The sequence below is a fragment of the Cytobacillus purgationiresistens genome (assembly GCF_030813235.1).
Classification (GTDB): Bacteria; Bacillota; Bacilli; order Bacillales; family Cytobacillaceae; genus Cytobacillus; species Cytobacillus purgationiresistens.
The window spans coordinates 213,198-229,927 of record NZ_JAUSUB010000003.1; the positions used below are offsets into that span (position 1 = coordinate 213,198).

A 16,730-nucleotide genomic window follows, 5' to 3' on the forward strand; every position below is an offset into this window, starting at 1 on the left:
CACAAGTCCCTTACAAAAATGGCTATTTAAACCTATTTTTTATTTAAATCGATCCTTATTGGCTTCAAATGTCTCTTTCACTCTTTCAACTACGATTTTAGAACCGCCTTGTTTTTCAACGCTTTCAATCATCATTGAGATGAGCAGTTTTGGGTTTTCTGGGTTGTAGGCAACGAAGAGACCATTTTCTTGACCTTCTTCTGATTCGCTCAATTTCAGCTCAGCTGTGCCTGTTTTTCCGGCGAGCGGATAGTCGTCAATTCTTGCAGCTCGGGCAGTTCCCCCTTGTTCGTGAACGACTTTATTCATAGCTGTCTCTACGCTTTTCGCCAAATCTTCACTGATGACATTGTCTTTCCAAACCTGTCCTTTTTCATCACTTTCCAAAAGAACCGGTTTGATCATTGCACCTTTGTTGATGAATGGCGTATAAGCTGTGGCTAAGTGCAGAATATTCATTTCAACATGACCTTGACCGTAGCCTGAATCAGCTAATAGAATCTCCGTATCAAGCTCGCCTATTTTCGAGGACTCCAATGGAAAGTCGAAAGGCATGTCTTCCTCAAAGCCGAATTCTTTTAATCCTGCTGAGAATTTATCTTTCCCTAAGTCCATTGCGGCTTGGGCAAAGTAAATATTATCTGAAATCATCATCGCCAGATCAAAGTTTACAGGTTTCCCTGGGTCTGATACTCTCGTTACTTTATAAGAGCCCCAAGAATTACCATTGCCCCATTTTAGGCCTTTGATATTCTTTGTTTCATCTAAAGTTAACGTTCCTTCTTTGAGTGCAATGGAACCGGTAATTGGCTTTATGACAGACCCTGGAGCATATGTGTGCTGGAAACGATTGATGAGCGGTTTCTCGCTATCATTCTCTAAATCTCTCCATTCACCCTCAGTCAATCCTAATGAAGCTTCATTAGGATCAAAGCTTGGGCTGCTGACAAGCGCGAGAGTTGCCCCGGATACTGGATCGATTGCTGCCGCTGTACCTGCTTTTCCGTCCAGCTTTTTGTATAATTGCTCTTGCAATGTAAGGTCGATGGTTAACTGAACGTTTTCACCGTTTTCAACCGGTTTTTCTGCAAGGGTTACTTCTGATCCATCTTCCTTTGTGATACCAATTTTGACACCGTTTGTTCCTCTTAGCTGTTCTTCATAGACACTTTCAAGCCCTTTGCGTCCGATGATATCGTTGCTGGAATAGCCTTTGCCTTTATTTTTTTCTAAATCATCCGCATTGATAGGCGTAACGTACCCTACAAGATGGGTTGCTGCTTCCCCTGCTGGATAAACTCTTCCTTTAACATCTTGCTTCTGCACGCCAGGGAGAGCGAATAGTTTCTCTAATAATTGCTTATTATCAGGAGAGACCTTTTTAATGGGAACGAAATGCTCAGGTTGGACCCAATCCGCTTCCAGGGTTTTGTTGATTCCATCAACCGATATCCCCAGCAAGTCTGATAAACCTTGGACTACACTGTCCGTCTGATCGCCCATTTGCTGCGGCACAACTCCAATTTGATAGATTGTCCCGTTAAAAGCGAGAACATCTCCCGTACGATCGATGATTTCTCCTCTTTGCGCCGGGACGTTTGAGTAGCTGATTTTATCCTTTGGGCCTAAATCCGGGAATATATATGTAGAGTTCCAGTCAACATACCAATTCTCTTCTTTATCTATTTCCTCTTTTACTAATGTTGCTTCATGCGTGAATTTGATTTCTCCAGCTGCACTGTTCATTTTTGCCGAGAAGGGTAAATCTACTATTTTTTCATTTTTATCTATTTTGTTTTCTTCGTCTATTTTGTATGTCAACACTAGGTCAGTAATTTCAAGATCTTTATAAACCTTCTCATATCGAGCGATGTAATCTTCTTTACTAATCGATTCCTTTGCTTCGGCGGAAAGTAGGCGATACATTTTATCGAAGTCCTGCTTATTCCAATGTTCGATATATTGCGAAAACCGATCCTCCGGCTTTACCTCTTTATTACAAGCGCTTAACACCACCAGAAACAAGATAGAAACACTAAAAAATATAATTTTTCTCAATGAATCCCCCTCCTCATCCCATTTTACCACTGAACCACACCAAATTTCCACATCGATAGATACGGGTTTTGTGACTATTTGTCGTTCTTTTAGGATGGTGAATATAAAGCCAAATTAACTACTTGGTCCTTTATCATTGGATTTTTGGCAGTTTTTCGGTGGTATTACGGTGGTTTCGGAGTGCCATCTCGGTACCTGTCACCTCCAAATTTCTACATTATTCTACTAACTTCGACAATTTAGTTGATCGGTTTGTTTTTTAAATCACTGTCTCAACTTTATAGCCAATGTTGATGGTTTTTTCCGTTATTTAATCATTCTACTATGATGTGTTATAACCACCTGACATTTACTCAGGCACTCTTACCCGATATCCTGTAAATTCTAGGATATTATTTTACAATTAAAGGTGGTGGAAAAGGTTTTTTTCGGTTTTAGGACTATCATCAATCAGGAATGTATAGAGCTTACTAAATTATTCACCTTTTACTCACTATACAGTTGCTTGTCACCTCATATATCACAAATCCAGAAATAAAGTGTTAAGGTATGCAAAAAAAGGATGCATACGCATCCTCTTTGGTTATATAGTTATTAGTTTGATATTACAGCTAATCTTTCTTCTACTTCTTCTTCTGTAAGGCCGTGTTGTGCGATATAACGGTTGCGCGGGTTTGTACGGCATTCTTCTGAGCAGCTGCGCAAGTATTTGTGTTCATTTTCTTCTGAGCAAAGAATCTTTTTGTTGCATGCTGGATTTGCGCAGTTAACATAGCGCTCACAAGGCTCACCAGAGTAGTAATCCTTACCAACCACTACATGCTCTTTTTGATTCACTGGCACTGCAATTCTTTCGTCAAATACATAAAGCTGTCCATCCCAAAGTTCACCTTGTACCTCAGGATCTTTTCCATAAGTAACGATCCCTCCGTGAAGTTGGGCAACATCATTGTATCCTTCTTTTAAAAGCCAGCCTGAGAATTTCTCACAGCGAATTCCGCCTGTGCAATAAGTAACAATCTTTTTCTCACCTAGAAGCTCTTTATTCTCCCGAACCCATTGTGGCAGGTCACGGAAATTCGTAATATCAGGACGAATAGCCCCTCTAAAATGACCAAGGTCATATTCATAATCATTTCTTGCATCTAACACAACAGTATCTCCGTCATTTAAGCTTTCGTAAAATTCATTAGGGCTTAAATACTTTCCTGTTGTTTCATTTGGATTCACGTCATCTTCTAGACGAAGTGTAACAAGCTCGGGACGGTAACGAACCTTCATCTTCTTGAAGGCATGTTCATCTGAATCATCGATTTTAAAAATCATGTCAGCGAACCTCGGATCATTTTTCATAACTTCCATATATCGATTTGTTTGCTCTTCTGTACCTGAGCAGGTTCCGTTAATGCCTTCATCCGCAATAAGGATTCGGCCCTTTAAATCTAACTCTTTACAAAAAGATAAATGTTCTTCAGCAAACTCTTCACCATTTTCGATTGGTACATACATGTAATACAATAATACTTTATAAGGTTTTTGTTCCATATTTTTTTCCACCTATCACTTTTATATTTGCAAGATATAATGGTTCAATAGGTTTTATACACCATATTCTTACTGAAAACATTATAACAAAACAATCAACTTTTATCATCTTTGCCAGAATACCTCCCATCTTCAATCCTAGGATAAGTGGGGGATGAATGGCTTTTTGTTTTTTAAAAATTATGCAAAATGTGTAGAAGATAATAAATTCGGTATAATTATTTTACGAGCACACATTCGGTATTAGGGGGGGTATGAAACACTATTAGGCATCAGTTGTTAATTAATAAAACAATTGGCTGCTCACATTTTACTTAATAACCTAGGAATCCCCCACTTCAAATGCGTTAGCAGATAAGTGGTTGTAATTCAATTAGCCTATTTTAAGACCTTTATTTGGCATAATAAAAAACTAAATAAATCAAAGGGCATTTGACCTTATATAGAACGATTTTTTTAGCCCTAAAAAGGAAATGAAAATTCAAATTATTGATTCTAAATCAACATTCATGTAAAATTAATTATTTTGGCCTATATCAGAATATTTATAATTATTGATTAATGTATACGATTTATCATATTATAGTATGTAAAGGAGGTTTAGATATGAGCCTTGAAACTGTAAGTTTTGGAGAAATCCTTAGTGATCTTCGTGCTTTTAAAAAGGTAAGTGTGGAGGAATTGGCAACTGAGATTTGTTCAATTGAAGAGTTAATAGAATATGAAAAAGGCAAGAAGTATCCTACCTTGGATCAGTTATATGAAATTGCCGATCGACTAAATGTCGAGGTGAGCTATTTCATTAACTATGCTTCCTCGAGTACCTTCAATTATGTGACCGCAGTCTTTCAATTAATTAAGAAATATAAACGCGAACGGGATTATGAAGCGATTTATGAAATCATAGACAGAGAACGGGAAAACCCTCTCTTTAAACAAATTTCGTCACAGCAGTTTATGCTGTGGCATGAAGGCATTTGCAAATATTATTTACACAACAACCTAACTGAGTCAGTTCAGTTGTTATACAGAGCGATAGACTTAACCAATCCTGATAGAAATAATCTATCAGAGCATGAAATCGAGATTCTGACTAGCCTTGCTATTATTAAATTTGAAGAGAGTGATTTTATTGCAGCTACGAATATATTTGAGGATGCGCTAGATAATCTAGATTCCCTGCCACATATTCTTGATCCAAAAGTAAAACTTCGCATACTTTATGGCTTATCGCAAACATTATCAGGAAGAGATTTATATAATGAATCCCTTAAATATAGTAATCTAGGTATCAATTACTGCATTAATAATGAACTGTTATATTTATTTGGGGAATTTTACTATCAATCTGGGGAAAATTATATAAAGATTGACGAAATTGAAAAAGGAATTGAGTATATCAATAAAGCAAAAGAGGTCTTTATACTACAAAATGATGAAAAATTTGCCAAATTAGTAAGTTTAGAGCTGGATAAATTGTTAGAAAAGTGTTAAAATTTTAATTGTAATATATTTCTAGATTTGAAAGGAGTGCTTTTTTATGAAGAAGTTGGTTTCTACTTCAGTTTTAGCTTTCTCAGTATTAGCTTTTGGTAGTTTTGCTGGTGCGTCAGGTCTGCCTACTCAACACGGTACTGAAGGTTTACCTACTCAACATGGTCTTCCTACCCAACACGGTACTGAAGGTTTACCTACACAACATGGCCTTCCTACTCAACACGGTACTGAAGGTTTACCTACTCAACATGGTCTTCCTACCCAACACGGTACTGAAGGTTTACCTACTCAACATGGCCTTCCTACCCAACACGGTACTGAAGGTTTACCTACTCAACATGGCCTTCCTACCCAACACGGTACTGAAGGACTGCCTACTCAACATGGTCTTCCTACTCAACACGGTACTGAAGGTTTACCTACTCAGCATGGTCTTCCTACTCAACACGGCACTGAAGGACTACCTACTCAGCACTAAAATGGAGTCTGAAAAATATTTACTAGGAAAGCGCTTCCCCGCCAGGAGGTGCTTTTTTATTTGTTTTTTTATATTTAGGGCAGTTATCTTACCAAGGGCTATGGTTATGAGGTCTTCTTCGTTGCTCGCCTTTGTCTACTCCCTTTATATAAGCCTTTTGTAACATCAATATAGGGATTGGATAACGTCGAGGGATTGGGTTGCTTAAAATTCATTCTATCCTCCTAGACTATCTTGGGTATATCATACTACACAAAGAGAAAGAAAGCAATATTTAACACTTAAAAAAGTACCGTTTCCTTTTATTTTTTTTGGAAACGGTAAAATGGAGAATTGATTTGGTTTTAAAGTACAAGAGGTCTTAAGAGGTGAGTTACTCCATGACCTATACTATTATTAAATCACATTCAATTATATGCTGAAAGTGTGATTATCCACTATTTGGTCCCATATTTTTCATCATTTCTTGCAATAAGGATCTTTTTCTATTAAAAATATAACTCTAGGAATATGAAAGGAGTGGGAGAGATGGATTTTTCAGCAATTGGCAGGAAAATTAAAGAGCTTCGTAAAGGTGCCGGATTATCTCAGACTGACTTGGCTCGCGGAATATGTACTCAAGCACAGGTGAGTAAAATTGAAAATGGTGATGTCATTCCTTTCGCTTCGACACTCTATTTCATTTCCCAACGACTTGGGCTTGATGTCGATTATTTTTTTGATGTAAGTATGTCGCCAAGGATGGATTATGTACGCGAAGTTTCTTCTCTCCTGAAGACTGCTAGGAAAAATATTAACTATACTTTAGTTCAAGAAATCGTAGAGGCTGAGGAGAAAAACCCTTTATTTACTGCTAATAAGCATCATTATCAGCTCCTCATTTGGCATAAAGCCATCTCTACCTACCACCATGATCGAGATTTCGACAAAGCGATTCAATTCATTGACCAAGCCATTGGCATGACCTTCGATAAAATTTGGACGGAGCGTGAAATTGAAATTTATCTAAGCAAGGGCATCTTTCATGCAGAAGAAAAACGCTATACAGAGGCTTGGGAAATCTATCAAGCCGCTCATACACAATTGAATAATCTGTTCTATTTGAAAGACTCTACTATTCGCACCCGCCTTCATTATAATTCGGCGAAAACACTCACTCATCTGGAAGAATATGAACGATCCATTTCCTCCTGCCAGGATGCGATTCAGGCATGCTTGCAGAATGATGATTTATATTTACTTGGCGAACTATATTATCAAATCGGTTTTAACTATGAAATGCAAAGACAATACGATGAAGCCATTCTTTTTTTAGAAAAAGCATTGTTTATTTTCATCATGCAAGAAAGCCAATATATCGATTTTGTTAAAGAAAAAATAGTAAAAAACAAGAGTCAGATTATGTCGTAAAGAGTCGTATTTCCCGTGTCATTCGTCGTCCTTTTTTGTATTTTTTGTTGTTTTTTTGTCAAAGGATGTAAAAAATATAATCCTTTAGCCGATAGTATGATAGAATACACCTTAAAATAGCAAAAAAAGGAGAGATTACGAAACGTGAAAAAACAAATGGTATCGATAGCCACTGTAGCTATCCTTTCCTCCACTTTTGCCGCACAAGCGTCTGCTGACACTTACACTGTCAAAGAAGGCGATAACTTATGGACTCTATCTAAGAAATACAACACAACTGTCGCAGATTTGAAGAAGTGGAATAGCTTGAACACTGATTTTCTTCAAGTCAACCAAAAGCTTGTTGTTACTGGGGAGAACACATCTGCTAATCCAGCACCAAACAAACCTGCCGCTCCTGCAAGCAAGCCTCAAGCAAAAAGTACATATACTGTTGTAAACGGTGATACTTTATCAAAGATTGCTAGGCAACATAACCTCAGCTTAAACAAGTTAAAGGAAATAAATAACTTGAAAAGCGACCTTATTTTCCCAGGACAAGTCTTCACTGTATCTGGAAGCACAAGCAATAATAATAATAATGGATCAGGTACTCCAGCTCCTCCAAGTGGTGGCTCTAATGCAGGTTCATACGTCATTAAGCCTGGTGATACGCTTAGCAGCATCGCCATAAAGACGAGCACAAGCATCAGCAATTTAAAAAAATGGAATAACTTAAGCTCTGACTTAATATTTGCAGGGCAAAAGCTTGTTACAAGCGGGAATCAAAGCGGCGGTAGTACACCAGGAACAAGCCCAGCTAATCCTCCGACTGAGGATGTAAAAGCACCTTCAGGCGTAGCGGATCTTTTCACAGAAGCGAAGAAGCATCTCGGTACTCCATATGCATGGGGAGGCACTACCCCAGCTGGATTTGACTGCAGTGGTTTCATTTATTATGTGTTAAATCAATCCGGTACTAAGATTGGCCGCCTTTCCACTGAGGGTTATTATAGCCGTACTTTCTATGTGGACAGCCCGCAGCCAGGTGATCTTGTTTTCTTTGAAGGCACATATAAATCTGGGATCTCACATTTAGGGTTTTATTTAGGAAACAATGAATTTATTCATGCCTCTTCAAATGGGGTCGAAATCACTAACTTAAATAATTCATATTGGAAGAAACATTTTGACGGTTTTAAAAGATTTTATTAAGGCACCTTAGAGGGTGTCTTTCTCTCTATTCAAAAAAAGGAAGCATTTATATTCCTTTTTGCTGTGGAAGCATCTAATATTTTAATGGGGGGTTCTCGATGGATTTACTACTTATTATTACTATCTTAACTCTATTGCTCCTTTTAATGAGTCTGCTATTAATCTATTCGAAACTTTATAGTAAAACTTTAGGGAAATTATGCTTTTTAATTTTTATATTTGCATGTCTATCTCTCCCTCATATTTCCATCATATATAATGAGCTGTCCACTATATACAGGCAAAATTTAATGATGATAAGCACCGTATTTATGATTACTTGGGGTATTACAGCAATATGTTTACTATTTGGTTTATTATTTCGATTTGGAATAAACATAGAAAAGGAGGCCTAATTCGGCCTCCTTTATCTTGCAAGAAATCCCTTTGCTATGGATTTAAATATTTCTTCACCAGTAAGCTCCTGATAGCTCGATTTGCTGTTTTTGGAAGGAGCCATCCTTGTAATATATGGTTGGTTAGCTTTTATAAAAAGCGGACGTTCCATTACGACCAGCTCTCCATGCTGAAGTCCTGTTACTACCTCCTGCGTTTGTTTGAGCTTCAGTCCAGGCTCAACCTTTCTTCTCTCTAAGAGACCGCCTGCACCCATAATATAACTATAATAATTGTCACTCTTCTTTTTCAAAGCTTTTGCTGGAATCGTTAACGCTTGGGCAACCTCGTTAGTGACGATTTTTAGATCGACGTGCTGGCCGTGAATATCTGCTTGTTCGAGCTGATCATCCAGTTGAACGGTGAACCGATAAGTGCTATCCTTGCCCACCTCTGGTTTTTCATTGGGATATGTAAAAACCTTATCAACAGTACCATTAATTTGGGTATTGCTATTTGCATAGGTAATGAATACTTTCATCCCTGGGATAATCTGCTGTACTTCATCCTCAGTTAAATTCCCTTCAATGAGCTGTTCGTTTGAGATAATGGTAATGACCGGATTTGTCAGCTCGTGCTTTATATCTTGAATCGTGCCTGACAATTCACTTGTGACAGCTAGTTGCATGAGGTTAGCATCGCTTGTTTGCTTTAGATCCTCATATTTCGCAATCTCGTTTTCAAATTTTCTTTTTTCCCATTCTTTATCTTTTATATCGCGTTCAATTGATTGGCTGATGTATAAATTTGTATTGAATGCAGCTGCTGCCTCATTGTCTTTATCATCATTATCAGCAGCCGTTCTAGTCGTTCTTGATGGGATAGTACTGAGACCTGTCTGCATACTTTTCATATCAGAAATATGCTGGTCGATACTTGTGATTTCTTTTCTAAGGCGATCAATTTCAGCCTCGAACGTTGCCCTAGTGGCATTGATGTCAGCTGGAGAGTATTCAAACAGCTCTGCCCCCGGTTCAACTGCATCCCCTTCTTCGACTAAAAAACCATCAAATCTGCCATTATTCATATCATAGTATATGTGCTGTTCCTCTTTGGGAATGTAAACACCGGCGGAGGGCAGCGTTTCAAGAAGGTCCTGCTCCTGAACCGATGTCCATTTAGTTATATAATTGATGCGGCTAATATCGCCTCCGCCCTTAAATATAAGGACGATATTCACTGTGAGAAAAATGGTTATAGCAAGCGCTATAATAAGCTTCCACTTCATGAAATCCCCTCTTTTTTATATAATATTTTCAAACTTTATATATGATAGCAGCGATGAAACCATTGCAACGAATAGGTAAAAACCAATAAGCGTAAACAGGAGAAAACGCGGTGATTTCTCCGATAATCTCCTAAAGTAAATGTACTGGATAATCACAGCCCATATTTGGAATAGTGTGATATTCGCAAAAAAATGGATGATCAATTCAATAGATGTCAGTGATTGTACGATGATTCCCAGTGAGAAGATGTTCGATTCGGTACCGACTCCAAGGAAAATACTAAACGGGATATTTACCACCTTTTCTATCAGAAATATGATGGTGACAAACAGCTGTACAGATAGTAGTTTACGATATTCCACATCTATTAATGTCCAAAAAAATAAGGACGGGATAAATATTACTAACAGCGCCCATATCAAACCCCATACGATCTGTCCTGCACCAAAAAGCGTCTTATATGCTTCATAATCACTTCTAGCTAAATCTGTTAAAGACTTCGACACGATCTCACTGCCAATGCCGAAATAAACCGAAAATCCCATAATAGCCATACTAACTGCTACGAGCAGCAATATGCGCTTCCATAAGCCGACAAAACTCTCCTCTTTCCTCAACTGGTGTGAAATAATATAAGGTTCCCTCAGCCCACGAAAAAGAGGTACGCGATAGCCCATAAAGAATGTCCCCCAAGCCAAAATTTACTAGTCTACCTATATTGTAACTTATAAAACATATTTTTGAATAGTTTAAAGGTACCAAGAAAAACCTATTGCGGCGCCTTTCACCGTCAGGTTTCGACAATTAATGTCGAACCTTGACGGTGACAGGCACCTACAAAATCTGTCACGAATTTTAAAGGAGGTTTTATCATGGCGAGAAGTAAGAGGATCTGGAGTCCTGAGCATTTTCATCATGTTGGGAATCGCGGGAATTGGCAAATGAATTTATTTAGAGAGGAGCAGGATTATTTTGTGTTTTTGAAGATTTTGCAGCGCACTTATGAGTTAACTAAGATGGAAATATGCAGCTATTGCTTGATGAGCAATCATTATCACCTGCTGATCCGGACCCCGCATGTGCCGCTTTCAAAGGTGATGAGTCGGATTAACAAAGGTTATACAGACTATTTTAATCGTAAATATGAAGTAAGTGGGCATTTATTTGAAAAGCGTTTCTTCAGTAAACCGGTATATGATGATTATGGATTATTAGAGGTGAGCAGTTACATTCATCTAAATCCCGTTGAAGCCCAAATGGCGACAAATCTAGCACGCTATCGTTGGTCAAGCTACCATTACTATCATTCCCCTTATTTAAAACACCCTGAATTCTTTAATCCATTCCCTCTTGCGCAATCTTTCCCTGGAGATACAATTCATCAAAAAAAGGAAGTGTATTGCAAATGGCTGCATAAGGACTATAAGTTAGAACATATTCATGGTCCGGTTTTGTCTGAAAAATAGGGTCCTGCTTGAAAATTGATTTAATGATACATTCTAGTGATCGAATTTGTGTATTTCTTTCATGGGTAATCTCTGCCACTTTGATTAAACCCATTACTCAAATGTATCAAATGCTTATCTAAGCTTAAAAACACGGTAAGACGGTTCAGGCAGACATTGTGGAAATAGCAGGATCCCGAAAGCCAACTCACATTCCCTTATAGACCCGCCTTCTTGCAGAAACAAACAGACAATTAAAATAGGCAGAGATCTCAGCCAGCCCGGCTAAACCCATGATCTCTGCCTTTCTCATTCCCTGCTCATTAAAACCCTATATACACTTTAAACTCCCTAAACTAAACTCTTCGTCCAAATTCCGATCACCTTCACCTCGCACTTTCAACGCCCTTCCTTGAAATGGTATAATAAAGGAATGCATATTAGGGTGCCTGTCACCTACAAAAAATTACAAATTTCGACATGTGCTTAAGTTGTGTGTTGTTGTGGAGGAGGGATGTGTGATGGAGATGTTGATTCCAGAGAGGTTTTTGGAGGGGTTGGAGGATGTTTCTGCGAAGTTGCTGGAGGATTTGGATCCGAATGTGGATGAGACGAATCGTTTAGTGCAGAAGGGTTGGATCCTGTTTAGACAGGGGCTTGTTTCACAAGTTAAGTTCAATGATACAACGATTCATGCTGTTGTTCAGGATGTAACTCCCGCTAAGGTGAGTTTGAACTTTGATTTCTTTACATTCAGTAAGTGCTCCTGCCCGACTGAAACCCTATGTCGCCATCAGTTAGCTGTATTCTTCCATCTCTTAGCCAAGAAGAACAGTGTATCAAAATGGATGGAAGAGTGGCGCCGACCGCTCAAGGAAAAAAAGGATGCGAAAGAATGGGGACTTATGCGGGCTAAAGACTTGATCAAAGATAAAGCGCAAATGGAGCCTGATTATGACCGCTGGATTGAATCATTTTCTCAGAGCTTTAAACAGTTAATGCAGCAGCAGCAAAAATCTAACCCGAAACCATATGTTATCCCAGAATTATTTTCCATTTACCTTAAACGGATTAACGCCAGTTCACCGATGGAGAAAGAATGGAAACTTCTTTACCAGCTCACCTGCTACACCCATTCATTTCAAATGCTGGAGGAGCTTGCGCTCGAATTAGGACATAGCAAAGGTGATATTTATCGCTACTATCTCCACTTATTCCAGAATTTATTGGATGACTCTATAGCAGTAATGGAAAAATTGGCAGTCCATTCCCTTCCCTTTGCCTTTGATACGTTTATTGCAAGAATGAAAGATCGCTCGATCCAACAGTTAACAGGTGATTTTATTCTCGAATATGAACGAATAGAGCTCTACCGCTCGATGTGGACTCATTTCTTCAAGCATAAAGAATGGCGCGAGGAAGAAATCCAAAAGCTGGGAGAGTTAGCTGTTAAAGATACAGAACAGCCACTGCCCATCCTTATCGGAAAAAGTCATCTTCACATCCTGCTGCGAGAAGATCATCTAGCTCTTGAGCTGCTTGCGAATTTAGATGGAAAAATCGCTCCCTATTTTACATTTTGGGTTCGTCATTTCACGACCAACAAAGAATGGCAGAGAGCGGAGCCTTATATAGAGATGTTAATCCAGAAAACAAGAAGCTATCTCAAAGCTGAAAAAGACGATTACCATTGTATGGACTTTACAGGGCACATTATAAAGTCTATCTCTTCGTTCTGTACAAATAGAAATCGCATGGACTTGTATGAGAAGGCTTTAAACGAAACACTGCCATACAGTTTTAACGATTACGAGCAATTTTTATTTGATATTAGAGCATTTGAAAAATGGGCAGATTTACAAGCACTCATCGGCCTGGGCATTACTGAAATACCTAAAGACCGGATCAAGGCGATAGAAACTCATGAACCAGACCTATTGCTGCCGCTCTATCATTATTCCATTCAAAAAGATATAAATATGAAAAACCGTGATCATTATCGGCAAGCAGTACGAAAAATGAAAAAGCTGCGAACGATCTATAAAAAAATTAAACAGACTGAGCAATGGGAACAATTTTTAGAAGAGCTATTAGAAAAAACAAAACGTCTTCGTGCTTTTCAGGAAGAATGCAAAAGGGGTAAGCTGATACATGCTTAAAACAAGATATCTCCATATTAAAATAAGCCATATTCAGCATGACCAATTCTTAATCTATGCCTTAAACGGGCAAGGGCGAATGATCGAGCCAGCCACTTGGAAGCCGATGTTATTCCATTCACATGCGGAAAGCTTCTATGGAACCATGATTGAAGAAAAGTTCATCAATGACCTCCATGGCTTTCTAGTAGACAGCTGGTCACTCATTACTTTGTTTGCAACAGAGCAATTTAATCGCATGATTGATTGGGAGTGGGATGAAATGGCAGAGATTTGTCTAGCCTCTGCCCCTATTCTTAAAGAATCGATTTACGATAAAAAATGGATGCCTCACTTTTCCTCATGGGAAAAGGAAGAATTCCGCTGGGCATTGCCTGCTGATGTGTTTGATGAATTCCATTCCTCATTCTGGACACAGTCAATCGGAGAACAGCCGGTCAAGCCATTTATTGAAGACCTCTTCCACTATGCACTTGATGACTATTTAAGTAAGAATAAACAGGCAAAAGCCGCATTTGGAGAGAAGCTGCAAGCCCTTCGCAGTGAGCATTTATCACCTCGTGCATTAGCCGCTTATTTTGATGAAGAAAACTGGCAGGAATGGATGGGTGTAATCACTGATGGGACGCCTTTTTCCATTGGATTGAAGCTTGAGGAGCCTGAAGATATCGATGGCAGCTGGGAACTTTCTATTTTTCTAAGAGAAAAAGACAATCGGGACCTGTTTGTTGACTATAAAGATTATTCTAACTACCCTGCCCTTTGGCACGATCATGAAGAAGCAATCGAAAAAGAAGCCCAGAGATGGATCCAAGTCTTCCCGTGGCTCGAAGGTCAAAAAGATCAACTGGCCAGCAACCTTACCGAGGACGAAGCTTGGACCTTCCTCACAGAGGCAAGCGAAACATTGCTTGCACTTGGAGTTGAAATTCTTCTTCCATCGTGGTGGCAAGCGATGCAAAGCGCAAGCATGAAAGTAAAAGCGAAGGTCAAGGGTTCTAGCAGCCATCGCCCATCTTATGTCGGCCTACAAGCTATGCTCGATTATGATTGGCGGTTTTCCATGAACGGAGTGGAACTGTCAGAAGATGAGTTCCGCACAATGGTGGAAGAAAAGCGCCGGCTTGTTTATATACGTGGACGCTGGATTAAGCTTGATCCCAACTTTGTGCGCCACATTCAAGATTTGATGAAAAAGGCGGAAAAAGAAGGATTGCATGTAAGAGACTTAATCGAGCAAGAGCTCCTATCTAAAGATGAAGAAGCGAATGATGACCTCGATAACCCAAAAGCCTTCGCTCGCATTCAAATCGAGATGAACCGTCAGTGGAAGCAAATGGTGAAGCAGCTGCGCAATATTAAAGATATTCCGCTGGAAACGGTGCCACCAACCTTCCAAGGCGAACTCCGTCCTTATCAGCATCTAGGCATGAGCTGGTTATTATTTTTACGAAAATATGGATTTGGTGCGATATTAGCTGATGATATGGGGCTTGGTAAAACCGTACAGCTGATCTCTTATCTATTAAAAGTGAGGGAACAAGGTGAAGATGGGCCCGCGCTCATCATTTGTCCTACATCTGTACTTGGCAACTGGCAAAAGGAACTGGAAAAGTTTTCACCTGAATTAAATGTCCACCTTCATTATGGAACGAATCGGTTGAAGGATGAAGCTTTAGCGGCTGCAGTTAATGGGGCAGATGTCGTTCTGACCTCCTATGGCCTGACACATCTGGACCTTGAAAGTTTAGAGGAAATTGAGTGGAGTTCTGTCAGTATTGATGAAGCCCAAAATATTAAAAATTCGCAAACGAAGCAATCAAGGGCCGTTCGCAAGCTTAAAGGAAAGCATCATATCGCTCTCACTGGCACGCCGATGGAAAATCGTTTAACCGAGCTTTGGTCGATTTTCGATTTTACGAATCATGGCTATCTTGGCAGCCTCGGTCAATTTCATAAACGATTTGTTCTTCCGATTGAAAAGGACAATGATAAGGAGAAGGTTCAGCAGCTCCAAGCATTTATTCGCCCGTTTCTACTTCGCCGTACGAAAAAGGATGAAGAGGTGGCTCTAAATCTTCCAGACAAACTGGAGCAAAAGGAATATTGCCCGCTTACGGCAGAACAGGCCTCACTATATGAGCAGCTCGTTCAAGACACTTTTGCACAAATTGAAAAATTGACCGGTTTTGAAAGAAAAGGTCTTATCCTTCAGCTACTTAGTCGTTTAAAGCAGCTTTGCAATCACCCTGCCCTTTATTTAAAAGAGCCAATTAAAGCGGCTGCCACTGAACGGTCGACTAAGCTGGAAAAATTAGACGAGCTTGTCAGCGCTGTCCATGCTCAGAATGAAAGCTGCTTAATATTTACCCAATACATTGAAATGGGTCGGATGATACAAACGATGCTGGAGGAAAAGTACGGTTTCGATGTACCATTTTTAAACGGGAGCGTACCAAAAAGCGAGCGCGATCTTATGATTGAGCGTTTTCAGAACCAAGAATTCCCTGTTTTTCTTCTTTCACTCAAAGCAGGTGGAACAGGTTTGAACTTAACAGCTGCCAACCACGTTATCCATTATGATCGCTGGTGGAATCCCGCTGTTGAAAACCAAGCTACTGACAGAGCCTACCGCATCGGCCAAAAGCGTTTTGTCCATGTGCATAAGCTCATTTGTACAGGTACACTTGAAGAGAAAATCGACGCAATGCTGGATCAAAAACAGCATCTTAACGACCAAATCATCCAAAGTGAAGGTTGGCTTACAGAGCTATCTACCGATGAGCTAAGAGATTTGATTCTGTTATCTTAATTCGTTTTGCTTAAAAGAAATCTGTCCTACCAGCTTGATGGTGCAGGTTTCTTTTTTAGTATGTGTTAAGGCTGGAAGGCACTTCTGCATTTAATGTTGCAGTCTGGTTCGTCCTATTGGTTACATAGGCAACACACTCCCCTTCCTTGATTAAAAAACATGATGACAGACTTGAAACATCTCCTTCTTGCATATCTTGAATGAGCAAAGCTTGACGAGTTGGATGTATTTTATAATTTACAGATTTTAAATGGTGGTCCTTGGTGTAATGAAGAATAAGCGGAGTGTTCTTTCTAAGAGGAAGCCTTTGATAGGATGCTGTTTCAGGACGCTTGATTAAATGAAGGGCATCGAAAAAGCTAGGCTGATGATTAATATCCATCAGATTCTTCTTCTTTCCAATAAAATAGAAATACTTATCATCCAAAAATTTCACCTCCTTCCTGGTTTACCTTTTAAATTCGACAT

The 16,730-nt window shown here is 39.3% G+C and carries 12 protein-coding genes; 7 read left to right on the forward strand and 5 right to left on the reverse strand.

Going from position 1 to position 16,730, the window contains the following annotated elements; translation table 11 throughout:
- Positions 1–39: 39 nt before the first annotated feature.
- Together J2S17_RS05210 and trhO are read right to left on the reverse strand one after the other, a co-directional pair.
- The gene (locus tag J2S17_RS05210) at positions 40–2,058 is read right to left on the reverse strand and encodes a penicillin-binding transpeptidase domain-containing protein (protein ID WP_307472597.1); all 2,019 of its coding nucleotides are present in this window, start codon (positions 2,056–2,058) and stop codon (positions 40–42) included.
- Between the two features lie 594 nt (positions 2,059–2,652).
- Complete coding sequence (trhO, locus tag J2S17_RS05215) at positions 2,653–3,603, reverse strand: oxygen-dependent tRNA uridine(34) hydroxylase TrhO (RefSeq protein WP_307472599.1); 951 nt, start codon at positions 3,601–3,603, stop codon at positions 2,653–2,655.
- A 606-nt stretch (positions 3,604–4,209) separates the two neighbouring features.
- On the opposite strand from trhO, the gene J2S17_RS05220 reads away from it, so the two are divergent.
- The 4 genes from J2S17_RS05220 to J2S17_RS05235 all read left to right on the forward strand — a co-directional run bounded on the left by J2S17_RS05220 (position 4,210) and on the right by J2S17_RS05235 (position 8,182).
- Positions 4,210–5,097, forward strand: coding sequence for a helix-turn-helix domain-containing protein (locus tag J2S17_RS05220; protein ID WP_307472601.1), 888 nt, complete (start codon positions 4,210–4,212; stop codon positions 5,095–5,097).
- A 46-nt stretch (positions 5,098–5,143) separates the two neighbouring features.
- Entirely contained in the window at positions 5,144–5,578 is a 435-nt protein-coding gene (locus tag J2S17_RS05225; protein ID WP_307472602.1) for a collagen-like domain-containing protein, read from the forward strand.
- 528 nt (positions 5,579–6,106) lie between these two features.
- Positions 6,107–6,988, forward strand: coding sequence for a helix-turn-helix domain-containing protein (locus J2S17_RS05230; RefSeq protein ID WP_307472604.1), 882 nt, complete (start codon positions 6,107–6,109; stop codon positions 6,986–6,988).
- 144 nt (positions 6,989–7,132) lie between these two features.
- Entirely contained in the window at positions 7,133–8,182 is a 1,050-nt protein-coding gene (locus tag J2S17_RS05235) for a C40 family peptidase (protein ID WP_307472607.1), read from the forward strand.
- Between the two features lie 406 nt (positions 8,183–8,588).
- Here the strand turns inward: J2S17_RS05235 and J2S17_RS05240 are convergent, their stop codons facing one another.
- Together J2S17_RS05240 and J2S17_RS05245 are read right to left on the reverse strand one after the other, a co-directional pair.
- Positions 8,589–9,845, reverse strand: coding sequence for an efflux RND transporter periplasmic adaptor subunit (locus J2S17_RS05240; protein ID WP_307472609.1), 1,257 nt, complete (start codon positions 9,843–9,845; stop codon positions 8,589–8,591).
- 15 nt (positions 9,846–9,860) lie between these two features.
- Positions 9,861–10,523: a hypothetical protein gene (locus J2S17_RS05245; protein WP_307472611.1), complete on the reverse strand. Its 663-nt coding sequence runs from the start codon at positions 10,521–10,523 to the stop codon at positions 9,861–9,863.
- Between the two features lie 195 nt (positions 10,524–10,718).
- Here J2S17_RS05245 and J2S17_RS05250 point away from each other — a divergent pair, with 195 nt between their 5' ends.
- The 3 genes from J2S17_RS05250 (at position 10,719) to J2S17_RS05260 (ending at position 16,262) form a co-directional block, all read left to right on the forward strand.
- Complete coding sequence (locus J2S17_RS05250) at positions 10,719–11,312, forward strand: transposase (RefSeq protein ID WP_307472614.1); 594 nt, start codon at positions 10,719–10,721, stop codon at positions 11,310–11,312.
- Between the two features lie 500 nt (positions 11,313–11,812).
- On the forward strand, positions 11,813–13,450 hold the full coding sequence (locus J2S17_RS05255) for an SWIM zinc finger family protein (protein ID WP_307472615.1): 1,638 nt from the start codon (positions 11,813–11,815) through the stop codon (positions 13,448–13,450).
- Entirely contained in the window at positions 13,443–16,262 is a 2,820-nt protein-coding gene (locus J2S17_RS05260) for a DEAD/DEAH box helicase (RefSeq protein WP_307472617.1), read from the forward strand. Before J2S17_RS05255 ends, J2S17_RS05260 begins: the two co-directional genes overlap by 8 nt.
- Before the next feature lie 55 nt (positions 16,263–16,317).
- On the opposite strand, the gene J2S17_RS05265 is transcribed toward J2S17_RS05260, so the two are convergent.
- Positions 16,318–16,689, reverse strand: a complete 372-nt coding sequence (locus tag J2S17_RS05265; RefSeq protein ID WP_307472618.1) for a hypothetical protein — start codon at positions 16,687–16,689, stop codon at positions 16,318–16,320.
- Between the last annotated feature and the right edge of the window lie 41 nt (positions 16,690–16,730).